Below are 22,375 nucleotides of genomic sequence, written 5' to 3'. Positions count from 1 at the left end.
TTTTGCACATAGGATGGAAAACTCAAAGAAAAAAGCAGCAATAGGTTTTATTTTTATAACACTTTTAATAGATGTTATAGGTTTGGGGATTATTATTCCCGTAATTCCGAAGCTGATAGAAGAGCTTATTCATGGAAGTGTAAATGAAGCTGCTAAATATGGCGGCTGGTTGGGTTTCGTGTATGCATTTACACAATTTATTTTTGCGCCGGTAGTGGGTAATCTCAGCGACCGTTATGGGAGAAGACCTATAATTTTGATATCTCTCTTAGGATTTGCAGTAGATTATGTTTTTCTCGCTTTGGCTCCTACGATTACACTTTTGTTTGTAGGAAGAATTATTGCCGGAATTACGGGTGCGAGTTTTACAACTGCGAGTGCTTATATAGCAGATATTTCTACAGATAAAGACCGAGCAAAAAACTTTGGAATGATTGGAGCTGCTTTTGGATTGGGATTTATTATTGGTCCGCTTATGGGAGGTGGTTTAGGATATTTAGGTCCGAGAGTTCCTTTCTATGCAGCAGCTGTTCTTTGTCTTCTGAATTTTCTGTATGGTTATTTCATTCTTCCGGAAAGTTTAGATAAAGAAAAAAGAAGACCATTCGAATGGAAAAGAGCTAATCCGATAGGTTCTTTTAAATTTTTATTGAAACATCCCGAACTGTCTGGTTTAGTTATTTCTCTTTTTCTGATTTATATCGCAAGTCATGCGGTGCAGACGAATTGGAGTTATTATACTATGGGAATTTTTGGATGGGATGAACTTATGGTTGGTGTTTCTTTGGGGGTTATTGGGCTTCTCATTGCTTTGGTTCAGGGTGTTCTTATACGTTGGACAACTCCGAAACTTGGGGAAAACAAAAGTATCTATATTGGGCTTTCTCTCTATGCACTAGGAATGTTACTTTTTGCTTTTGCAACAGAAGGATGGATGATGTTGGCAATACTGATTCCTTATTCTTTGGGCGGAATTTGCGGTCCTTCCTTACAATCGGTTATCAGTAAAAATGTAGCTCCCAATGAGCAGGGAGAACTTCAGGGTGCACTTACCGGATTAATGAGTGTAACGTCTTGTATTGGTCCTCCGTTAATGACTTATCTGTTTTATCATTACAGCGAGAAGAGTGCAGTAATGAAGTTTCCTGGAGCACCATTCTTTTTAGCATTTATCATGATGGCAATAAGTGTAGTTATTACTTATTTTGCCTTTCAGAAGAAGAAGTCTTAAAATTTCTTTAAAATTTAGCGTAAAGTCTATTTTATATATAATCTTTTGTAATTTCGCACTATGGAATTAAGCATTGGAGAAATGGCACTCATTGCCATCGCAATAGTTGTTTTGTTTGGTCCCGATAAACTTCCTCAGATTGCCCGAGATTTGGGAAATGGGGTGAGAAAAATGCGTGGTGCAGTAGAAGACATCAAAACAGAAATTATGAAAGAGACAGATAACCCTGTATCTGAGATAAAGCGCGAAATAGAAAAGGTAAAAGATGCTGCGAAAGATTTCAACCCAATGAAAAATATTGAAGATAATATTCTGAAAGATCCATCCGCCAGACCTTCTGAATCTTTACCAGAAAAACCGGAGATAAAACCTGCCGATGATGAAACTTATGAAGGTCCTGTAAGCAGATAATCATGGAAGAGATTATTCAGGAAGACAAGAGTTTATTTTTATATCTGAACAATTTGGGAGATAAACCATTTGATCAGTTTTGGATTATTGTTTCGGATAAATGGATTTGGATTCCTTTATACATTATTTTTCTTTACTTTCTTTACAAAAACTATAAATTAAAATCCCTTCTTTATATTCTGCTTTTTACAGCAATTGGTATAACAGTTTCAGATCAGGTATCAGGAATTTTTAAATACGGAGTTGCCAGATTGAGACCATGTAATGACCCATCACTTCAAAATCTAATGAGAATTGTAAAATGTGGAGGTCCTTATGGATTTTATTCTGCACATGCATCCAATACTTTTTTCTTAGCAACGTATCTTAGTTTGCTGTTGAAAAATAATTTAAAATGGTTTCCTTATTTTTTATTTGTTTGGGCTTCTGTAGTTGCTTACAGCAGAATTTATTTAGGAGTACATTTTCCTATGGATGTTTTGGTAGGAGCTTTTGCCGGAGTGATATTCGGAATCATCTTTTCACTTTTAGCTAAAAAAGTAATCCGGAAACAGACACTTCAGTAAGTTTTAAAACAATAATCATTTTCATATTCCGGAAAGTAGTATTTTCGTAATGAATAACTTATAACTGTTTCTATATGAAAAAACATCTACTAATTTTCAGTTTAACTTTGTCCGCTTGTCATTTTATTACTGCTCAGGATAAAAAATTGGCAGAAGAATGTTTTAAAAAAGCCGACTATAAATGTGCTGAAGAACAATATTCTAAACTGGTTGTATCAGAAACCATTCAGAGATTTCAGTCCGAATACTACAACTTTCTGGGAACTTCGCAACGGAGATTGGGAAAAACTGCACAGGCTTTTAAATCTTATGAATCTGCCTTAAGATCTGATGCTAAATCGGTTTCTGTGTATGATAATTTGGCATCGCTTCATAACCAAAAAGGAAATCGTGCAAAAGCATTAGAATTCATTAATACAGCCATTAGACTGGAACCTGAAAATGCTGATTTATATCTTACCCGCTCCAAAATTTATAACAGTTCTGGTAAAAAAGATTTGGCGATGGAGGACCTCAAACATATTCTCACATTTGCACCAGATAATATTTTTGCAAGAACTGGATTGGCAAATCTCAAAAAGAACAGTGGAGATCTTGAAGGTGCTCTGAAAGACTACAATCAGCTTCTTGCAGAAAAGCCGGAATCTCTTCTTTATAATGGTAGAGCCGATGTTTATCTGAAAATGAAAAAGTCTAAGGAAGCCCTTACAGACATTAACAAAGCTATTTCTATTGATCCTAAATTTTCTCAATCTTATGTTACAAAAGCAGCCATTTTATTTGATTCTGGAAAAGATAAAGAAGCTTGCAGCAATTTAGATAAAGCTATTGCAACAGGCTATGAGAAAACACTCTTAGCAGATTATGAAGCAAAATGTGCTAAAAAATAATCAATCATCTATTTATTTTAATTTTTTTTGAATTTTTCATGTTAAATATTGTTCTTGTAGAACCAGAAATCCCTAATAATACAGGGAATATCGGCAGATTGTGTGTTGGAACAGATAGCAGACTTCATCTCATTCATCCGTTAGGATTTTTAATTGACGATAAAAATTTGAAACGCTCCGGACTCGATTATTGGGTTCATCTCGACGTTACAGAATATCAAAATGTAGATGAATGGATGAGAGCTGTACCCGATTTTTCAAGAGTGTTTTTATTCAGTTCCCATGCTGATAAATCTTATCTTGAAACTCATTTTCAGGATGGCGACTGGCTTGTTTTCGGGAAAGAGAGCAAAGGTTTAAGCAAAGATATTTTAGATCGTTTTGAAAACCATTTAACAATTCCAATGTCGAATTTAATTAGAAGTTTTAATATCGCCAATTCGGTTGCATTTGTTGTGGGGGAGGCAAAAAGACAAATCGGGTTGAAGTTATAGAGAATAGTTAATCGTTATGATAAGGTTTTCCCTGCAAAATCTGGTCTGCACGATACAATTGTTCTACAATAAACAGGCGAATCATCTGGTGCGTAAATGTCATTTTAGATAATGACATTTTTTCGTTGGCTCTGTCATAAATTTCGTCTGAAAAACCATACGCTCCACCAATAAAAAGATGTATTTTTTTTACTGAAGAACCCATCCAAGAATCTATCTTGTGTGAGAATTCTCTGCTGGTAAACTGTTTTCCTTTTTCGTCCAGAAGAATAATAAGGTCATTTTTATCTGTTTGACTTAAAAACAATTTTGCTTCTTCTTTTTTCAAAAGTTCCGGCGTAAGATTTTTTGCATTCTTAATGTCAGGAATTTCGATGATTTCAAAATTCCAGTGCTTAGGAAGACGGGTGAGGTAATACTTTATTAAACTTGTGATTTCTTTATCATCTGTTTTACCGATACAAACTAAACTGATTCGCATTTCTTATATTTGCCAAACACAAATATAGTTTATGGCATTAAAAATTCCTAAATTTCTACTCAAAATTCAAGAGTTTCTTGATGATTTGCATATTCCTGTGCTTGGGATTTCGTTATGGCAGTTATTTCAGATCTATTTTGCGGGGGTTTTTAAAGGTAGAATAGGGAGGAAAGCTGCGGCCATTTCATGGAGTTTTACTTTAAGTCTTTTTCCTTTTTTGCTGTTTTTATTGTCGGTTTTGCCCAATTTACCTCATTACGATAAGCTTCAGTTTTATATTTTCGATGTTCTCATGAGCAATATTTTCCCTTCTAATATTGAAGGTGATGTAAGAGGATATATTCAGAATAATATTGTCCCGAATATGAAGGATATCAGTAATTTAACGATTTTATTGGCACTCGTATTTGCTACCAACGGCACATTTTCTCTCATTAGTGGCTTTAATGAAAATTCTGAAGAAAAATTACCCGACGTAAAAGAGTTTATCCTTTCATTTTTTATTACTATTGGGTTTGTAAGTGTGGTTTTTTTATGTTTATTTGGAGTTTACTATACAGAAGTGGTACTCAAACAGTTTCATCCGGCGTATGATCTCTCCTGGTTTGTAAACAATCTATCTAAACTGATTGGTTTTGTGTCTTTCCCAATCTTTTTCTTTTTGCTTCTCAGCTTGTTTTATTGGTTAGGAACCGTAAAAATTGCCAGATTCAGACAGGCTGTTCCGGGAGCAATTCTTACAACTATTTTATTTATACTTACCACTTATCTTTTTACCATTTATGTAGCAAATATCGCACGTTACAACGTTTTATACGGGTCAATAGGAAGTATGATTCTGTTAATGATCTGGATAAATGTAAACGTTTACCTTCTTCTTTTTGGGAACGAACTCAATTTAGCATTGAGAAAAATAAGAATTGAAAAGCTTCTTTTAGACGAGATTAAAGAGAAAGAAATTAATCAATCTGAAGAGTCTGCCGCGATAGTTAATAATATTGAGAATGGAGTGCACGACAAAAGTTTGTAAATAGACTATTTACAAACGATTAAACTCAATTCTTAAAAAATTAAATAGTCTGAACGATATTAAGATTTTAAAGTCTTCTTATTCTTGAAATTCCGTCTATTGCTTTCAGTTTCTTAAAAGTTTCTTCAAGCTGACCTTTATGTTTTACTTCTAGATTGATGGTTCCGGTGAAAATTCCGTCATTAGATTCAATAGACATGCTTTTCATATCCATTCCCATGGCTCCACTGATAACGGTAGTGATATCGTTAATCATACCCATTCTGTCTAATCCTTCAATCTCAATTTTTATACGGTTTTTGAAGCTTTCTTCATTCACCCATTTTGCAGGAATTACTCTGTAATCATATTGGGCTCTTAGGTTGATAGCGTTCGGACAGTTATCATTATGCACCTTAATTCCTTCGGAAATAGTTATAAATCCGAAAATTTTATCACCAGGAATTACCGTACAGCATTTTGCATAGGTATAATTGAGTTTCTCTTCATCCTTTCCGAAGACAATCATGTTAAGATTCTGTTCTTTAGGATCTTCGAAATTAGGATTTTTGTTGGATGTTCTTTTGAATCTTGAAAGCAGGTTGTTGAATACATTTTTACTCTCAATATATTTTCTTAAACTGCTTGCATCCAGTTCGTTGGTTTGGAATTTAAGGAATAGTTCCTGAGAACTTTTAAGGTTAAAAAACTTCTGTAGTTTGTTGATTTCCTCATCATTGAAATTAATCTTTGCATGACGAAGTTTTCTTTGTAAAATCTCTTTTCCTTCCTCCACAAAAGTGTTTTTCTGGGAATTGAGAAAACTTTTTATTTTAGATTTTGCTTTGGAAGTAACTACAAAATCTAGCCAGTCGAATTTAGGTTTTTGATTTTGAGAAGACAGAATATCTACCTGATCTCCATTTTGTAAAACATACGAAATAGGAACTAATTTCCCATTGATTTTTGCACCTAAACATTTCATTCCCAAATCGGTATGAACGGAAAATGCGAAGTCAAGAGCGGTTGCATTGGTTGGTAAAATTTTAATTTCACCTTTTGGGGTAAAAACAAAAACTTCTTTAGAATAAAGATTGAGTTTAATATTGTCTAAAAGTTCTGTAGTGGTAAGGTTTTGCTGTTGTTCCAGAACCTCACGTATTTCGGTAACCCATTTTTCAAAATTTCGGTCATCATGACTTTGTTTGTATCCTTCTTTATATTTGTAATGTGCTGCAACGCCTTTTTCGGCAATATCATCCATTCTTTCAGAACGAATCTGTACTTCAATCCATTTTTTGTCTGGTCCTAAAACCGTAAGATGTAAACTTTCGTATCCCGTAGAACGTGGCTGTGTAATCCAGTCACGCATTCTGGAAGGGTTACTGTGATAAACATCGGTTACGATAGAATAAATCTTCCACGCAAGAAATTTTTCGTTCTTGGCATCAGATTTATAAATGATTCTTATTGCATAATTATCGAAAACTTCCTCAAAAGGAACGCCTTGTTTAAGCATTTTTCTGTAAATAGAAGAAATTGCTTTTGCACGGCCTTTTATGCTTACATTAAGACCTTCGTCTTTTAATCTTTCAGAAACTTCTTTTTTGAATTCTTCAATATACCTCTCGCGGTTTTCTTTGGCTAATTCAAGTTTCTGAGTAATTTCGTTGTAAACATCAGGATTGTTATATTTTAAAGAAAGATCTTCAAGCTCAGATTTAATATTGTATAAACCTAATCTGTGAGCCATTGGAGCGTAAATATAAACGGTTTCCGAAGCAATTTTTTTCTGCTTATCCGGTGCCATACTCTCCAAAGTTCTCATATTGTGAAGTCGGTCTGCAATTTTAATGAGAATTACCCTGAAATCTTCAGAAAGGGTAAGTAAGAGTTTTCTGTAATTTTCAGACTGTACAGAAATATTCTGATGATTCATTATCGAGATCTTCGTAAGTCCGTTTACGATACCGGCAATTCTTTCACCAAATATTTTTTTCAGATCTTCGTAAGTATAATCAGAATCTTCTATAACATCGTGTAGTAAAGCACAGGCGATAGAAGTAGCACCCAGACCAATTTCTTTTGCAACTATTTTTGCAACCGCAATAGGATGATAAATGTATGGTTCGCCAGACTTCCTCCTTTGATCTTTGTGTGCATCGAGTGCAATATCAAAAGCTTTACGAATGAGTTTGTTGTTTTCCTCATCCAAAGTTCTGTATGTATTAGAAATCAGATCTTTATATCGTGCTAAAATTTCTTTATTTTCTTGCTCCAAGTCGTAACTCATCTGTGTAAAGGCTTTATTAAAACGAAAGTACGAAAAAATAAGGATTTTTTCAAGATTAAAAACACAAAAAAATCCACAGAAAACTGTGGACTTCGGTTAATAGTTTTTATTTTGGTTAGTTTTTTTAGGTTTTCACTTCAGAGTTTATTCCGTCATGCTGAACTTTTATTCTAACATCGGGACTGTTGTGAATTTCGGCTTTCGAACGCGCGTCTATCAGTTTTTTGATATCGCTGTAAGAAGCCTGACTGATGCTCATGTTTTCAAAAATATAAGTTTTTAGAACTTGGTTTTGATCGAAAATTTGCTTAACGCTTTCATATCTTATCTCGTTCTTTATTTCTACACTCACCAAGTAGGGAGAGTTATGATGTTCTTCATTCAAATAAACAATATACTCGTGGTTGTCAACTCCTGAATTTTCCAATTCCTGTTCGAGCGTTTTGTAATTATTCTGATGATTAAATACACCGACTACTATATTCAGCATAATAATTGATTTTGGTTGAATAAAGATAGTAATAATTTTATAATATTTGTATTTTTTTTATCTTAATTTGAATTATTTTAATATTTCGGTAAAAAATTATTATAATTTAAGATATTTAATGTTTTTTGAAATAAAAAAACTCTGTGCAGAAACACAGAGTTTTATGGATTGGTTTCACAAGGAAATTATTGAATTCTTTTGTTTTTAATTTCATCTACAATTTCAGGATTCAAAAGGGTAGAAGTGTCTCCGAAGTTGCTGAAATCGCCTTCTGCAATTTTTCTTAAGATTCTACGCATAATTTTTCCTGAGCGGGTTTTCGGAAGCCCCGATACAAACTGAATTTTATCCAATTTAGCAATCGGGCCAATCTGGTCAGAAATCAACTGGTTAATTTCTTTTACCAGATTTTCATGTTTTCTGTCTGCCCCGGATTCTTTTAAGATCACAAATCCATACAGAGCACTTCCTTTAATATCGTGTGGGAAGCCTACAATAGCAGATTCTGCCACCGCAGGATGCTCATTGATGCTGTCTTCAATAGGAGCCGTTCCTAAGTTATGCCCTGAAACAATTACTACATCATCTACACGACCTGTAATTCTGTAATATCCCACTTCGTCTCTCAAAGCACCGTCACCTGTGAAATATTTCCCTGGAAATGCCGAAAAATAAGTTTCTTTATATCTTTGATGGTCTCCCCAGATGGTTCTTGCAATTCCCGGCCAAGGAAAACGGATGCAGAGATTTCCTGTTACCTGATTTCCGGTAATTTCGTTGCGTTTGTCGTCCATTAGCACCGGCTGAATTCCCGGTAACGGAAGTGTTGCATAGGTTGGTTTAGTGGGTGTTACAAAAGGAATTGGGGAAATCATGATTCCACCAGTTTCAGTTTGCCACCACGTATCTACGATCGGACATTTTTTTCTTCCTACATGGTCATTAAACCAATGCCAAGCTTCATCGTTGATAGGTTCTCCTACAGATCCGATAACTCTTAACGAACTTAGATCATGTTTATCTACCCATTCCGAGCTTTCTTTAGCCAAAGAACGGATTGCTGTTGGAGCGGTATAGAATTGTGTAACTTTATGTTTTTCAATAACTTCCCAAAATCTGTCTGGTTCAGGATAAGTAGGTATTCCTTCGAAAATAACCGTGGTTGCTCCGTTTAATAATGGACCGTAAAGTATGTAAGAGTGCCCTGTAATCCAGCCGATATCTGCGGTACACCAGTAAATATCGTTTTCCTGATAGTTGAAAACGTTTTTAAACGTATATGCAGAATATACCATGTAACCGGCGCAGGTATGAAGCATTCCTTTCGGTTTTCCAGTAGAACCAGAAGTATAGAGAATAAATAGAGGGTCTTCTGCATCCATAATAATGGTGACGAAGTCGGCAGAAGCTTTTTCATAAAGATCATTCATCCAGAAATCTCTTCCTTCCTTCATTTTCACTTCATTGTTGGTTCTTTTCACAACAAGTGTTTTTTCAACAGTAGGACATTTTTCTAAAGCTTCATCAATAATTGATTTTAAATCTAAAACTTTACTTCCTCTATAGCTTCCGTCTGAAGTAATTAAAAGTTTCGCACCACAGTCATTAACTCTGGAAACTACTGCCGAAGCAGAAAATCCTGCAAAAATTACAGAATGTACTGCTCCTAATTTTGCACAAGCTAACATTGTTATTGCCAATTCCGGAATCATTGGAAGGTAAATACATACTCTGTCGCCTTTTTCAATTCCCATTTCTTTGAGAACATTGGCAGTTTTATTAACTCTTTCGTACAATTCGCTGTAAGAAATATGCTGTGCTTCTTCTTTCGGATCGTTTGGTTCCCAAATGATGGCTGTTTTTTCTCCTCTTACCGAAAGGTGTCTGTCTAAACAGTTTTTGGTGATATTTAATTTAGCATCTTTAAACCATGTGATTTTTGCTTCATTCATGTCATACTTTACCACTTTGCTCCATCTTTGGTACCATACAAAATTCTGATCGGCAACTTTGTCCCAGAATTTTTTTGGGTTTTTGATTGATTTTTTGTATTCTTCAAAATAGTGTGGCAGATCTTCTATCACGTAATTTCTCATATTTTTTCTTTTTATTAATTTATTTTTAGTTGAATTTTCTTTCTGTTTGTTATTTCAAAAATAAAACATATTGCCTATTTATGGGCTTTGTATGCATTAATTTTTTCTTTTATTTCTTCAATAATCTTTTCATCATCAATGGTTGAAGGAACCTGAAAATCTTTACCGTCTATAATTGTTCGGATCAGTTTTCTTAAAATCTTTCCCGAACGGGTTTTGGGTAGCCTTTTTACAGTCATCACGTTTTTCAGGCATGCTACAGCACCAATTTTCTCCCGAACTTTCTTCACAATTTCTGTTTCAATTTGCTGTTCGGAAATAAGAGAACCATTCTTTAAAACCACCGAAGCAAAAGGAATCTGTCCTTTTAAATCATCATCAATACCCACCACGGCACATTCGGCAACATCGGGATGTGAAGAGACAATTTCCTCCATTTCGGAAGTTGAAAGTCGGTGACCTGCTACATTAATAACATCATCCACTCTTCCTGTGATAAAAATATAACCGTCTTCATCTTTTATGGCACCATCACCGGAGAAATAATAACCTTTATATTGAGATAAATAGCTTTTATTGAAACGTTCGTAGTCATTCCATATTCCCAGCATTGCACCAGGAGGCAGCGGAAGTTTAATAACCAAATAGCCTTCATGATGGGCATCCAGCTCAAGACCATTTTCGTCAAATATTTTAATATCATATCCCGGTACAGGCTTTCCTGCAGATGCTCTTTTTATCTGATAATCATCATTATAAGTCATTAAACCCAACATTGGCGAGCCAGATTCTGTCTGCCACCAATGGTCTATGGCGGGAACTCCGATGTGCTTTTCAAACCAGTCTAATGTGGCAACATCACATCTTTCACCTGCCAAAAACTGTTTTTTGAAGCTGGATAAATCATATTTTTTTACCAATTCGCCTTCAGGATCTTCTTTTTTAATAGCACGAATGGCAGTTGGAGCAGTAAACATAGCAGCAACTTTATATTCTGAAATAATTCTCCAGAAAGTTCCTGCATCGGGAGTCATAATGGGTTTGCCTTCAAAAATAATGGTAGTATTTCTATTAATTAAAGGCCCGTAAACACTGTAGCTGTGACCAACTGCCCATCCGAAATCTGAAGCTGCCCAAAAGGTTTCGCCAGGCTCAATTCCGTAAATGTATTTCATAGAGAATTTAAGGGCAGTGGCATAACCTCCTGTATCTCTTGTAATTCCTTTTGGTTTGCCTGTGGTCCCGGAGGTGTACAAAAGATAAAGCGGATGGCCGGATGTTACAGAAACATAATCTGCAGGTTCAGATTTGTCTACCAATTCCTGATAATCGATAATTTCTTCAAACATTTCGTGTTGGTTATCTACCAACTTTCTGTTGAAAACGATAATGTTTTCCACTTTATCCTGTGCCAGTTCAATGGCCTTTTCCACCAGCGGCAGATAAGGAATTCTTTTGGCGATTTCTATTCCCGCCGTTGCGGTGATTAGAGCTTTGGGTTTGCAGTCATCAATTCTTACTACGAGTTCCTGTGGTGCAAAACCTCCGAAAACTACATTATGAATGACCCCAATTCTTGCACAAGCCAGCATTGCAAAAAGCGTCTGCGGAATCATGGGCATATAAATTACAGTGGTATCTCCTTTTTTTAAACCTAAAGACTGCAAACCTCCCGCTAATTTTGAAACTTCTTCTTTTAACTGATGATAAGTATATTTTATTTTCTGATTGGTTACGGGAGAATCATAAATTATGGCAATATCATCTCCAAAACCGTCTTCTATGTGTTGGTCTATGCAGAGGTAAGACATATTGAGTTCTCCGTCTGTAAACCACTGATTATAATTGTTTTCGTCTTCAGAAATTATTGTTTCCGGAAATTTGAACCAAGAAATTTGCTGAGCCTGTTCTTTCCAGAATTTCTCTTTATGGTCTATGCTTTTTTGAAATAAATCTTCTGTATTCATGCTTTAAGTTTTAGGTATTAAGCAGTTCTTCAATTTGCTGAATTAGTTTTTTAATAGAGTAGGGTTTGGTAACGTAGGCGTCGGCTCCCATTTCAAGCCCTTTTTCTATGTCTTTGGGATTGTTTTTGGCACTCAGAAATAAAACTTTCGTATGTTCTAATGTGCTGTTTTTTTTAATTTCTTCCAAAGTGCTGTAACCATCAAGATTGGGCATCATAATGTCTAACAATATGACATCAGGTTTTATCGTTTTTAAAAATTCTAACACTTCGGTTCCGTCTCTTGCAATGAAAACTTCATATCCGATTTTTTTGAAACTGTATTCCAAAGACATCAAAATTTTGTGTTCATCATCCGCAATTAATATCTTTTTCATTTCTTTTTTATTTATCGTTCAACATCATTTTTTGGTAAAGAGATTGTAAAAGTAACTCCCAAACCGCTGTTTTCAGCTTTTATACTTCCTTCGTGAGCTTCAATTATTCTTTTGGAAATAGCCAATCCCAGACCGCTTCCTACAGGTTTTCTGATATTTTGGTTTTTAGACTGATAAAATTTATCGAAAATCATTTCCAGATCTTCTTCGGGAATATTTTTTCCTGTATTGAATATTTTGATAATGAGTCTATCGTATTTTTCAGAAAATTTTGTCTGAATAATGCCCTGTTCATCAGTAAATTTTAATGCATTACCTAAAATATTCTGGAAAAGCTGAATCAATCTTGCTTCATCATATTCATAACGGTAGTTGTTTAATAAATCGACCTCACTGATGTGAATAGATTTTTGCTGAATTAGATGCACAATAGGATTAAGTGCTTTTTTATAAGTTTCAATAATGTTATTTTCCTGAATATTTAAAGCAATTTCACCATGCTGAAGCTTATCCAGGTACAAAATATCGTTGATGATTTCGCTTAATCGGTCAGATTCTGTAATAATATTATTTAAAAATTCTTTTTTAATTTCTAACGGAATATCATCATCATCTGCAAGAATTTCTCCCGCAGAACGGATCGCTGTAATAGGTGTTCTGAGTTCGTGAGCTACGGAATCCAGAAAATCGTCTTTTTGACGGTCCTTAATAATTAAATTCTCATTGGCAGCCGTAAGATCATTAGAAAGTTGCTTCAGCTGTTCAGATTTTTCGGTAAGTTTTTTATTGATTGATATATTTTCTTTGGATTCTTCCAGAATATTCAGAACTTCTTTCAGAGAAATTTTGTCTTCTTTGGTGACGCCATCAATTAAAATTTTGGCAGAGGCCGTCCCAATTCTTCCTGTTAAAAGATTTTCAGAGAACTTAATAAATCTGGAATCTGCTGTTTCAGCTTGCGAATCTATATTGTATTTGATATTAAAAATCCGCATTGCCTGTTCTGTTTTCTTCTTTCCTAAAAAACGTTCCAAAATGTTTTGAATATCAGAAACATAAGCTTTTCCTCGCCAAATGTAAGCATCCTCGTGATTTTGGATATATTTATCTATATCAACATACAGTTCTGCAAAATTTCTTTCGCGGTAATTTCCTTTCATGCTAACGGAAATTATGGTAAATAGGGCAGTGTTTATTAAAATCGACCAAAAGAATATTTCTGGAATTCTTGTAAGGAAATAAATGTCGAAAAACTCAAAAGCATTGTACATATCTCTCAGCAATCCTTTCAATTCAGAATTGTAAGAAAAGTAATATTGAGGAATAATCAATCCGAAATAGCAGATTATTAATCCTGCGATTAATCCTATAATTGCTCCCTGATAACTTCCTCTACGCCAAAAAATTGCGCCAAAGAAAGAAGGTGCAAGCTGTGCAATAATAACAAATGATATAAAACCGACAGAATCTAAAGATGTTTTAAGAATAAAATATTTATAAAATGCAAACGCCAGAATAATTAGCCCAAATATGGAAAATTTACGGATATTGGTAATGTTTCGGGTGTTTTGTATTTCGTTTTCTGCTTTAAATTTTCCTAATAAACCGTAAGGAATAATCAGATTATTAGAAAGCATAATAGATAGCGTAATTGCCGAAATAATAATCATAGAAATTGAAGAACTGAGCCCTCCCAAGAATACCAAAACTGTAATTAAAGTATTATTAAAATACTGCGGAATCAGGATAGAATAGAATTCAGGATTTACATTCTGTCCTTCAAAAATAAGTCTTCCGCCCCACGCAATCGGGAAGATGAAAATGGTGAAAATCAGTAAATAAAGCGGTAGAAACCAAATGGCTGTTTTAATATGTTTTTCCTGTCTGTTTTCTACGATTGCAGTATGAAACTGTCTTGGTAAAAGGCAGATTGCCGTCCCGGAAATCATACAAAGAACCATCCAGTTCATTGCTCCTTCAATTCCGTTAAATGTATTTTTAGATTTAAAATCTGAAAACTGACTTGCCTTAGTATATAAGTCTGAAAACCCATCAAACACAAAATAAATAACAAACAATCCTAAAATGATGATAAAGAATAGTTTAAGAAAGCTTTCTAATGCGATAGCGGAGATGATTCCTAATCGTTTTTCTGATGCATCTACGTATTTTGTTCCGTAATACGAAGAAAATACAGCAATTAATATTACAACAAAAGTGGCGTTATCGTTAAGGATGGTTTTAGATATCGCGGTTTCTGTTACGAGGTGAAATGTTTCTGAAATGGCTCTGATTTGTAATCCGATATAAGGAATAACAGCAAAAATACAGACCAAAGTAATAATGGCACTGAAACTTCTGCTATTACCATACCGTAAAGAAATAAAATCTGCTAAACTGCTGATTTTGTTAACTCTGGAGATTCTTACAATTCTCGTGTTGATGTAAATCCACGCCGGGATAATAATTACAGGTCCAATATAAATCGGTAAATAATTGAGTCCGCTGGTGGCTGCAACTCCTATGCTTCCATAGTACGTCCATGCGGTACAATATACAGCGAGTGATAGCGCATAAATATACGGATTGTTTATCCAGAATTTACTCTTCTTCTTCTCTGCCAAATGGGCAACTAAGAACAAAAGTGCCAGATAAACTAAAACAACAATAAATAATGCGAAACTACTCATCATATTTTTTTACTATGAAAAGTGATATTAAAATAGAGATCATCCATACAGAAAAAATATAGATTAGAATTCGTGGAAAACCAAAAACTTCTTTTTCACTGTTGAAAAGCAATGAAACGGGTATGCCGAAACATATTAGTAATCCTATACTTAAAATAATGAGTTTTTGCTCGTGACGTTTCTTCATTTTTTATGAATGATAATTTCAGATATTTTAGAAAAGATAATTGATGAATAGACCGAAATCATTCATCAATTATCCTCTTTTATATATAATTTACTTGTCGTCAGAATATTCACCGGTTAAAGAATAATATCCGAAAATTGCCATTCCGCCGGAAACAATCGGAACCAATACGAATAGGATGATAATCCCGAATACAAGGTCTTCCTGCTTTCCTGAAGTGAGCTTCGGAACTCCCATTACTGTGATTCCCAGATACGCGACTGCAAGTGCTACTGCGATCCATACGATGCCTAATATTTTTTTTAATCCGTCCATTTTGTTAGATTTAAAATTAGTAATTTTTTTTGTGAAATGCTGTATTAATCGTGGATATTGCTGTTTTTATTTTTCAGATAAATTAATCCGATGATAAGACAGACAGCTGCCACACCTATAGGATACCAAAGACCTTCCAGATACCATGTTGGATGCCCCGCATCTTTACCTGTGGTAACAAGATAGGTTGCAACAGCAGGAAGTAAACCTCCAAAAACTCCGTTTCCGATATGATAAGGAAGAGACATTGAAGTGTAGCGAATTCTTACCGGGAACATTTCTACTAAGAATGCCGCAATAGGACCGTAAACCATCGTTACAAAAATTACCTGAATAAATACTAAAAATACCAATGACCATTTTGTACTGTCGTTTATTGTAATCGATTTTGAAACTTTTGCCTCTTCAGCTTTTCCGTCTGTCATTACCGGTCCGCTTGGTGACCAGTGTACAATACTGTCTTTTTTAGCCAAAGTGCCGTCTGTGTAAAGTGTTTCTTTGTGGAAAGTAATTAAGCTGTCTGTAGCAATTTTATCATGAATTTTTGCGGTTCTTTTTTCAACTAAACCACTTTCTGCAACAGTTTTTGTTTTGAGATCTACACTTTTAAACATTTTATCATAGATAGGTCTGTAAGCCAGAATAGCGATCAGCATTCCCGTCATCATAATGGCTTTTCTTCCCACTTTATCAGAAAGCCAACCGAAGAAAACAAAAAATGGAGTCCCCAGAAGCAAAGCAGTTGCCATTAAATAATCTACCTGAATAGATTCTACATTCATTACCTTTTGAAGGAAGCTCATTGCGTAGAACTGACCTGTGTACCAAATCACACCCTGTCCCATAGCAGCTCCGAACAAAGCAAGCAAAACAAATTTGAAGTTGAACTTATTCCCGAAACTTTCTTTTAAAGGATTTTTAGATGTTTTTCCCTCACTTTTAGCCTTAGCAAAAAGCGGAGATTCTTTCATGTTTTTTCTGATGATGTAAGATACACCCACCATTAAAATTGAAATCCAGAAAGGAACTCTCCATCCCCAGTTATCAAAACTCTCTGTAGAAAGTGAGCTTTTGGTCACCAAAATTACAATAAGCGAAATAAAAAGACCTGCAGTAGCCGTAGTCTGAATCCATGAAGTCCAGTAGCCTCTTCGGTTAGGCTGAGCGTATTCTGCGACATAAGTTGCAGCACCACCATATTCTCCCCCTAAAGCCAAACCCTGTAAAAGTCTTAAAATTAAAACCAAAACAGGAGCCATAAATCCGATGGTTTCATATCCCGGGATACACCCAATTAAGAAAGTAGAGAACCCCATAATTAAAAGTGTTACCAAGAAAGTATATTTTCTACCGATAAGATCTCCCAGTCTTCCGAAAAACAAAGCTCCGAAAGGTCTTACTACAAATCCTGCGGCAAACGTTGCCAAAGTTGATAAGAAAGCGGCAGTTGGATTGTCTGCCGGAAAGAATTTTGTTGCCAAAACCACAGCCAGACTTCCGAAAATATAGAAATCATACCATTCTATAAGTGTCCCGAGGGAAGAGGCAGTAATTACACTCCAGATGGTGCGGTTTTTCTGCTTATCTGTCATGTTTTGATAAGCATCATGATGTTGTTCGCTCATATTATTAGATTTTTTTGTTATAAATTTTAAATATTTCTTATAAATAAACCTGAAGCTGAAGTGTAAATTCTCCTTTAGATGTAGGGCTTTCGGTGGCACTTGTGTAGACTGGTCTTGTAGAATACTGTGTAGTAATTTTTGCATGATGACCATCTAAAAACCAGTTGGCTCCCACATCAAATTGAGACGATGGCTTATCTAAAGCATCAAAGTTTTTGTGTGTATAAGCTGCAAACGGCTGAATTCTTATTTTTGGTTTTTCTGCCTGGCTTGGTAATAACAAACCGGCTTGAGCATAGATTACATTTCCTGTCCCGATCATCGGCTGTAAATTACCGGGACCTGCGATAGCTCTCTGACCTACGAAATTAGGATCATTAGCTGCAATGTTCATCGTTCCTAGATTTCTCAGGTAATTCGGGCCAAAATTATAGTTGAAATATCCCGCATAAGCAGAAACTGCCATCTTATTTTTTGCCTGTCCTAAAGGAATATCGGCAAAAGCATCTACAGAAAGTAAAGTAATGTCATGTTTTTCTATAGTAGAATTAACAGAAGTTCTGGTTCCCTGTGCCTGATGATAAAATCCGGCTCCAATATTGAAAACTTTTTTTGTTCCGAGATAAGAACCAACCTTGAAAGGTAAAAGATTAGATTCGCTGTCCAGAAACTGATATTCAAAATATCCGGCCTTAGACCAGTGGGGATTTCCGTTATTATCAACCGCTACCGCATTGGCACTATTGGTGGTGTTTACAGGTGTAAGATCTGTGGCAAATGGTTTGTTTAAACTCATTCTGTATTCAAATTTGCCGTATTTACCCTTTGCAAAAACTCCCATTTGTCTTGCAAACTGATCTGAATTATCTATTAAAGGCCAACTGAAAATAGGAGAATCTAACGTTAGGAAATTTAAAGTAGAAGTCATAGTCATTCGGGAAAGTCCCATGTAATAATGCAGACCACCTCCCAGAGTTAGGCTGAATTTACCTGCTTCACCCGGCATTAAGACTGCATATTCGTTCCAGGCGTCATGAAAAAAAAGTTGTGGTTTTTTTCCGTTTCCGTAACCGCCTGTTCCCGATGTCCCATTGGCTCCACCGTTGATGAAGGTCTGGTTGTTCACTCCGAAATGCGCTACAATCATATATCTTTTAGAAATCTGTGCGTAAGCCAACATACGTGCACGTCTGTTTCCTAAATTCCAAGTGTTGTCTGTAGGCTCACCGCCCACCATACTTCCGGGATTCATTTGGGTGTTCCTTATCCAGAACTGATCCCAAAGAATGAATCTGACATATTTATTACCATCAGGATTAAGATTTATTTTTAAACCATTTCCGTACTCCGGAGATCCCTGTGAATATAAAGAACTGCTGATTAAAGCTAATCCAATAAAACTTAGTAATTTCTTCATAAATTATTAATTTTTTGGCTGTTATTTTGTGAAAGCCAAATTGTAATTAATAATTTGTTTGTGAAAATTTAATATATATTTATGCTTAATGTATAGTTATTGTACATCCTTATATTATTTTTTAAATCTTTCCCATTTTATAAGCATATATTTATCTGCGAACTGAGTAATGATTAATCCTGAATTTTTTATATTTTCTTCCTTACTCATATATTCTATTAACTCATTTTGTTTCAAAATTTTATATACAGGATGAAAGTCGGAATGTGGAGGTCTTGTAATGTTGTATTTTTTAATCCATGAGCTTATGGTAACATGAGAAACTCCTATAATTCTTTCAATCTCCCGGAAGCTTAAACCCTCAAGATAAAGTTGTAAGGCTTTTGTTACATAATAATCATCAATCTGTTTCCCAAGTTTTTTTACGGTAAAGAAGTAATTACAATCTTTACAGTTAAATCTCTGTTTTTCATTAATAATTCCACTTTTTACAATCTTATTTCCATTACATTTAGGGCAGATATTTTCCATAACTATATAATTTTAGCAAATGTATAATAATTTAGCAAAATATTAAATTAACTTAAAGATAAAATTACCTGTATATTAATTTAATTCAATAAAATTATCTTTTTAATTTGTTTTTTAAAGTAATAATATTTTAAATTTGCTAAAAAAATTAGATAAATAAATGGAAATAGAAGTTTCCTCAGTTATGCATTTAATGTATGTGAGTGAAATACAACAGGAAATGTACGATTCTGCTCAGCGCAGAGGGACGGGTATAGCAAAACGTTCCATAGAATATTTGAGTAAGAAAATACTGGAAGGTAATGCGGTAATTGCTTCCGAAAACGGTGAATGGGTAGGATTCTGCTATATAGAAACATGGTCTCACGGTCAGTTTGTTGCCAATTCCGGGCTTATTGTTTCCCCCAAATTCAGAGAAAGGGGAGCGGCAACACTTATTAAGGAAAGGGTATTTCAGTTATCCCGGGAAAAATATCCCAATGCTAAAATTTTTGGCTTAACCACAGGATTGGCAGTAATGAAAATTAACAGCGATTTAGGCTATAAACCTGTAATTTATTCTGAGCTCACTCAGGATGAAGAATTCTGGAACGGCTGCAAAAACTGCGTTAATTACGAAATTTTAATGAAAAAAGAACGGAAAAACTGTTTATGCACCGCAATGTTATTCGTTCCTGAAAAAAATCAAAATAAAGAAGCTGCTGTTTCGCAGCCTGAAATCAAATTAAATAATGACAAAGAAAGTAGTATTAGCATTTAGTGGAGGTTTAGATACTTCTTACTGTGCAAAGTATCTGAGTGAAGTATTGGGTTATGAGGTTTACGCCGTTACTGTAAATACAGGAGGGTTTAGTAAAAATGAAGAAAAGGAATTAGAGAAAAGAGCTCTGAAACTTGGCGTGAAAGAATACAGGTGCGTAGATGCGCAGCAAGATTATTACAATTCTTGTGTAAAATATTTAATTTTCGGCAATATTCTTAAAAATAACACATATCCTTTGTCGGTAAGTGCAGAACGTACAATTCAGGCACAGGAAATTGCAAAATTTGCTACCAAAATTGGTGCAGATGCTATTGCCCACGGAAGTACAGGAGCAGGAAATGATCAGGTTCGTTTTGACTTGATTTTTCAGGTAATGTGCCCCAGTGTAGAAATTATCACCCCAATTCGGGATCAGTATTTATCCCGGGAAGAAGAAATTGAATTTCTTAAAATCTACGGATACGAAACAGAATTCCAGAAAGCACAATACTCTGTAAATAAAGGGCTTTGGGGAACTTCTGTAGGCGGAAAAGAAACGTTAACCTCAAGAAATTATCTTCCGGAAGAAGCTTTTCCTTCTCAAATCGAAAAAAGTGAGCCTTCAGAACTTAAAATTGAGTTTAAAAACGGAGAAATTACTGCCGTAAACGGAGAACATTTTGAACATCCGGTATCTGCCATCCAGAAAATTGAAAAATTAGCTTCGGTTTATGGGATCGGTCGAGATATTCACGTAGGAGATACCATTGTGGGTATTAAAGGAAGGGTCGGTTTCGAAGCTGCGGCGGCTTTAGTCATCATTAAAGCACATCATTTGCTGGAAAAACATACCCTTTCGAAATATCAGCAGATGATGAAATCCCAATTATCAGATTGGTACGGAAACTGGCTTCACGAGGCACTTTTCTTAGATCCGATAATGAGAAACATAGAATCTTTCCTGGAAGATTCTCAAAAAACCGTTAGCGGAAAAGTATTTGTAACCCTTCATCCATACAGGTTTGTTTTAAACGGAATTGAGTCAGACCACGATCTAATGTCAGACAAATTCGGAAGCTATGGCGAGGCCAACAGAGCGTGGACAGGCGATGATGTGAAAGGCTACACAAAAATACTAAGCAATTCATTAAACATATACCACCAGATTAATAAATAAGATTTGGGCAGCTTTATCCGCCTTCCGCTCCCAATCTTTAGCACGTCGTTCCTCCTCGCAAAAGGATTTCCGCTCAAGTCGGGCTGCAAAAAAGTTTAAAAAAGACGGTGTAAAGCAGGAAAGAAAAATCCTGTAAAAAATAATTTTTCTAAACAATGATTAATCATCAAAAAATAAAAACAGCAGGAATTATAGGTGCCAATGGTTACACGGGAAGCGAGTTGGTTCGTCTGCTGACTTATCATCCTCACGTTACTATACATTTTTTGTATAGCAGATCCCATTCGGGTAAAAAAATTTCAGATATATATCCGGATTTAGAATCGGTTTGCGAAATGGTTTTAACAGATACCTTTCAGGACGTAGACATTCTTTTTCTGTGTCTTCCGCATAAAGAAAGTGTTCATTGGCTTACCCAGAATTTTGTAAAGGAAGAAACCCTGATTATTGATCTAGGAAATGATTTTCGCCTGAACGGAAATTTCAGCAACAGAAAATTTATCTACGGTCTCCCGGAAATCAACAAAAAACAACTGATTGGTGCTAAAAGCATCGCCAATCCCGGCTGTTTTGCCACGGCAATCCAGTTGGCATTACTTCCATTAGCTCAAAAAGGTCTTTTGAATGAAGTTTATACCACAGGAATTACGGGCTCTACAGGAGCCGGACAGTCTTTACAGCCAACCACGCATTTTACATGGAGAAATGATAACATTTCAGCATACAAAACTTTAACGCATCAGCATGTAGACGAAATTTTACAGCAACTTTTAACGTTTAACAACCATGAAATTAGCCTGAATTTTGTCCCATGGAGAGGAGATTTTGCAAGAGGAATTTTTACCAGTTCAACCATCAAAACAGATTTAGAATTACCGGAATTACAAGTTATATTTCAGGATTTTTTTAAAGACCAGCCATTTGTAACCGTTAGTGAAAAACCGGTTGATTTGAAACAGGTAATTAACACCAATCGTTGTGTTATTCAGATTGAAAAAAACGAAAATTTTGCCGTAATACACTCCACAATAGATAATTTGCTGAAAGGAGCTTCCGGACAGGCCGTTCAGAATATGAATATTGCTATGGGTTGGGAAGAAAATATAGGATTAAACCTCAAACCCATTGCGTTTTAATATCAATAAGCTACAAGTTAGTGGTGAATTGTAAAAGCTCGAATTAAAATGACATAGGAAAATGGAGCGTTAAGAAAATTAAAATTTAATCCGTTAAGAAATTCCCACTGTTTGAGCACGAGATAAATTTTCAACCGAAGAACAAATCTTCAATTCGTGCGAGTTTTGGGAATTTTAGGATTTAATTTAAATTTTTAGCGGAAGTTTCCTAGTCTTGAATTTTTGTTTCTTTTGTTTCAAGACAAAAGAAA

At 35.1% G+C, this 22,375-nt stretch carries 20 protein-coding genes; 9 read left to right on the top strand and 11 right to left on the bottom strand.

Translation table 11 applies throughout. The annotated features are described in order from the left end of the window. Positions 1-13: 13 nt before the first annotated feature. From MTP08_RS07350 to MTP08_RS07330, 5 genes are all read left to right on the top strand, one after another. Positions 14-1,231, top strand: a complete 1,218-nt coding sequence (locus tag MTP08_RS07350) for a TCR/Tet family MFS transporter (protein ID WP_243575406.1) — start codon at positions 14-16, stop codon at positions 1,229-1,231. Between the two features lie 60 nt (positions 1,232-1,291). Next, positions 1,292-1,642 (top strand): Sec-independent protein translocase subunit TatA/TatB, encoded by a 351-nt coding sequence (locus MTP08_RS07345; protein ID WP_209390465.1) that lies wholly within the window; start codon positions 1,292-1,294, stop codon positions 1,640-1,642. A gap of 2 nt (positions 1,643-1,644) precedes the next feature. Then, a complete protein-coding gene (locus MTP08_RS07340) occupies positions 1,645-2,208 on the top strand; it encodes a phosphatase PAP2 family protein (protein WP_243575405.1) in 564 nt (187 codons plus the stop codon). Between the two features lie 74 nt (positions 2,209-2,282). Further along, positions 2,283-3,098, top strand: a complete 816-nt coding sequence (locus MTP08_RS07335) for a tetratricopeptide repeat protein (protein WP_243575404.1) — start codon at positions 2,283-2,285, stop codon at positions 3,096-3,098. 38 nt (positions 3,099-3,136) lie between these two features. Beyond that, positions 3,137-3,592 carry a tRNA (cytidine(34)-2'-O)-methyltransferase gene (locus tag MTP08_RS07330; RefSeq protein ID WP_243575403.1) on the top strand — a complete coding sequence of 152 codons (456 nt, stop codon included), beginning with the start codon at positions 3,137-3,139 and terminating at the stop codon, positions 3,590-3,592. 7 nt (positions 3,593-3,599) lie between these two features. Here the strand turns inward: MTP08_RS07330 and MTP08_RS07325 are convergent, their stop codons facing one another. Then, positions 3,600-4,073, bottom strand: coding sequence for a 23S rRNA (pseudouridine(1915)-N(3))-methyltransferase RlmH (locus tag MTP08_RS07325; RefSeq protein ID WP_243575402.1), 474 nt, complete (start codon positions 4,071-4,073; stop codon positions 3,600-3,602). 31 nt (positions 4,074-4,104) lie between these two features. Between MTP08_RS07325 and MTP08_RS07320 the strand changes: the two genes are divergently transcribed. Beyond that, on the top strand, positions 4,105-5,103 hold the full coding sequence (locus tag MTP08_RS07320; RefSeq protein WP_209390206.1) for a YihY/virulence factor BrkB family protein: 999 nt from the start codon (positions 4,105-4,107) through the stop codon (positions 5,101-5,103). A gap of 67 nt (positions 5,104-5,170) precedes the next feature. On the opposite strand, the gene MTP08_RS07315 is transcribed toward MTP08_RS07320, so the two are convergent. From MTP08_RS07315 to MTP08_RS07265, 10 genes are all read right to left on the bottom strand, one after another. Then, positions 5,171-7,375, bottom strand: coding sequence for a RelA/SpoT family protein (locus tag MTP08_RS07315; protein ID WP_209390205.1), 2,205 nt, complete (start codon positions 7,373-7,375; stop codon positions 5,171-5,173). A gap of 124 nt (positions 7,376-7,499) precedes the next feature. Next, positions 7,500-7,865 (bottom strand): hypothetical protein, encoded by a 366-nt coding sequence (locus tag MTP08_RS07310; RefSeq protein WP_243575401.1) that lies wholly within the window; start codon positions 7,863-7,865, stop codon positions 7,500-7,502. A gap of 185 nt (positions 7,866-8,050) precedes the next feature. Next, positions 8,051-9,961, bottom strand: coding sequence for an acetate--CoA ligase (gene acs / locus MTP08_RS07305; protein ID WP_243575400.1), 1,911 nt, complete (start codon positions 9,959-9,961; stop codon positions 8,051-8,053). Positions 9,962-10,035: 74 nt separating this feature from the next. Continuing rightward, the gene (locus MTP08_RS07300) at positions 10,036-11,928 is read right to left on the bottom strand and encodes an acetate--CoA ligase (RefSeq protein WP_243575399.1); all 1,893 of its coding nucleotides are present in this window, start codon (positions 11,926-11,928) and stop codon (positions 10,036-10,038) included. Between the two features lie 10 nt (positions 11,929-11,938). After that, positions 11,939-12,304: a response regulator transcription factor gene (locus tag MTP08_RS07295; protein ID WP_209390201.1), complete on the bottom strand. Its 366-nt coding sequence runs from the start codon at positions 12,302-12,304 to the stop codon at positions 11,939-11,941. Positions 12,305-12,315: 11 nt separating this feature from the next. Then, positions 12,316-14,994, bottom strand: a complete 2,679-nt coding sequence (locus MTP08_RS07290) for an ATP-binding protein (protein WP_243577735.1) — start codon at positions 14,992-14,994, stop codon at positions 12,316-12,318. 277 nt (positions 14,995-15,271) lie between these two features. Continuing rightward, the gene (locus MTP08_RS07280; RefSeq protein WP_209390200.1) at positions 15,272-15,496 is read right to left on the bottom strand and encodes a DUF6814 family protein; all 225 of its coding nucleotides are present in this window, start codon (positions 15,494-15,496) and stop codon (positions 15,272-15,274) included. Between the two features lie 44 nt (positions 15,497-15,540). Beyond that, the gene (locus MTP08_RS07275; RefSeq protein WP_209390199.1) at positions 15,541-17,121 is read right to left on the bottom strand and encodes an MFS transporter; all 1,581 of its coding nucleotides are present in this window, start codon (positions 17,119-17,121) and stop codon (positions 15,541-15,543) included. 37 nt (positions 17,122-17,158) lie between these two features. Beyond that, positions 17,159-18,538 carry a porin gene (locus MTP08_RS07270; protein ID WP_243575397.1) on the bottom strand — a complete coding sequence of 460 codons (1,380 nt, stop codon included), beginning with the start codon at positions 18,536-18,538 and terminating at the stop codon, positions 17,159-17,161. Positions 18,539-18,652: 114 nt separating this feature from the next. After that, a complete protein-coding gene (locus MTP08_RS07265; RefSeq protein ID WP_243575396.1) occupies positions 18,653-19,069 on the bottom strand; it encodes a transposase-like zinc-binding domain-containing protein in 417 nt (138 codons plus the stop codon). A 160-nt stretch (positions 19,070-19,229) separates the two neighbouring features. Here MTP08_RS07265 and MTP08_RS07260 point away from each other — a divergent pair, with 160 nt between their 5' ends. From MTP08_RS07260 to argC, 3 genes are all read left to right on the top strand, one after another. Further along, positions 19,230-19,829, top strand: coding sequence for a GNAT family N-acetyltransferase (locus MTP08_RS07260; RefSeq protein ID WP_243575395.1), 600 nt, complete (start codon positions 19,230-19,232; stop codon positions 19,827-19,829). Further along, complete coding sequence (locus MTP08_RS07255) at positions 19,801-20,988, top strand: argininosuccinate synthase (protein ID WP_243575394.1); 1,188 nt, start codon at positions 19,801-19,803, stop codon at positions 20,986-20,988. The genes MTP08_RS07260 and MTP08_RS07255 overlap by 29 nt, the downstream gene beginning before the upstream one ends. 155 nt (positions 20,989-21,143) lie before the next feature. Continuing rightward, the gene (gene argC / locus MTP08_RS07250) at positions 21,144-22,124 is read left to right on the top strand and encodes an N-acetyl-gamma-glutamyl-phosphate reductase (RefSeq protein ID WP_243575393.1); all 981 of its coding nucleotides are present in this window, start codon (positions 21,144-21,146) and stop codon (positions 22,122-22,124) included. The last annotated feature ends 251 nt before the right edge of the window (positions 22,125-22,375 follow it).

This window comes from Chryseobacterium oryzae, from assembly GCF_022811665.1.
Lineage (GTDB): Bacteria > Bacteroidota > Bacteroidia > Flavobacteriales > Weeksellaceae > Chryseobacterium > Chryseobacterium oryzae.
The sequence above is the reverse complement of the archived record's forward strand: the minus strand, read 5'-3'. Positions and strand labels throughout refer to the sequence as shown.

What these genes read in the sequence shown, in the direction of transcription:
- MTP08_RS07290 (WP_243577735.1), bottom strand. Translation starts at nt 14,994, where the DNA reads ATGAGTAGTTTCGCATTATTTATTGTTGTTTTAGTTTATCTGGCACTT.
- MTP08_RS07315 (WP_209390205.1), bottom strand. Translation starts at nt 7,375, where the DNA reads ATGAGTTACGACTTGGAGCAAGAAAATAAAGAAATTTTAGCACGATAT.
- MTP08_RS07265 (WP_243575396.1), bottom strand. Translation starts at nt 19,069, where the DNA reads ATGGAAAATATCTGCCCTAAATGTAATGGAAATAAGATTGTAAAAAGT.
- acs (WP_243575400.1), bottom strand. Translation starts at nt 9,961, where the DNA reads ATGAGAAATTACGTGATAGAAGATCTGCCACACTATTTTGAAGAATAC.
- MTP08_RS07300 (WP_243575399.1), bottom strand. Translation starts at nt 11,928, where the DNA reads ATGAATACAGAAGATTTATTTCAAAAAAGCATAGACCATAAAGAGAAA.
- MTP08_RS07255 (WP_243575394.1), top strand. Translation starts at nt 19,801, where the DNA reads ATGACAAAGAAAGTAGTATTAGCATTTAGTGGAGGTTTAGATACTTCT.
- argC (WP_243575393.1), top strand. Translation starts at nt 21,144, where the DNA reads ATGATTAATCATCAAAAAATAAAAACAGCAGGAATTATAGGTGCCAAT.
- MTP08_RS07335 (WP_243575404.1), top strand. Translation starts at nt 2,283, where the DNA reads ATGAAAAAACATCTACTAATTTTCAGTTTAACTTTGTCCGCTTGTCAT.
- MTP08_RS07350 (WP_243575406.1), top strand. Translation starts at nt 14, where the DNA reads ATGGAAAACTCAAAGAAAAAAGCAGCAATAGGTTTTATTTTTATAACA.
- MTP08_RS07310 (WP_243575401.1), bottom strand. Translation starts at nt 7,865, where the DNA reads ATGCTGAATATAGTAGTCGGTGTATTTAATCATCAGAATAATTACAAA.
- MTP08_RS07325 (WP_243575402.1), bottom strand. Translation starts at nt 4,073, where the DNA reads ATGCGAATCAGTTTAGTTTGTATCGGTAAAACAGATGATAAAGAAATC.
- MTP08_RS07270 (WP_243575397.1), bottom strand. Translation starts at nt 18,538, where the DNA reads ATGAAGAAATTACTAAGTTTTATTGGATTAGCTTTAATCAGCAGTTCT.
- MTP08_RS07295 (WP_209390201.1), bottom strand. Translation starts at nt 12,304, where the DNA reads ATGAAAAAGATATTAATTGCGGATGATGAACACAAAATTTTGATGTCT.
- MTP08_RS07345 (WP_209390465.1), top strand. Translation starts at nt 1,292, where the DNA reads ATGGAATTAAGCATTGGAGAAATGGCACTCATTGCCATCGCAATAGTT.
- MTP08_RS07340 (WP_243575405.1), top strand. Translation starts at nt 1,645, where the DNA reads ATGGAAGAGATTATTCAGGAAGACAAGAGTTTATTTTTATATCTGAAC.
- MTP08_RS07320 (WP_209390206.1), top strand. Translation starts at nt 4,105, where the DNA reads ATGGCATTAAAAATTCCTAAATTTCTACTCAAAATTCAAGAGTTTCTT.
- MTP08_RS07280 (WP_209390200.1), bottom strand. Translation starts at nt 15,496, where the DNA reads ATGGACGGATTAAAAAAAATATTAGGCATCGTATGGATCGCAGTAGCA.
- MTP08_RS07275 (WP_209390199.1), bottom strand. Translation starts at nt 17,121, where the DNA reads ATGAGCGAACAACATCATGATGCTTATCAAAACATGACAGATAAGCAG.
- MTP08_RS07330 (WP_243575403.1), top strand. Translation starts at nt 3,137, where the DNA reads ATGTTAAATATTGTTCTTGTAGAACCAGAAATCCCTAATAATACAGGG.
- MTP08_RS07260 (WP_243575395.1), top strand. Translation starts at nt 19,230, where the DNA reads ATGGAAATAGAAGTTTCCTCAGTTATGCATTTAATGTATGTGAGTGAA.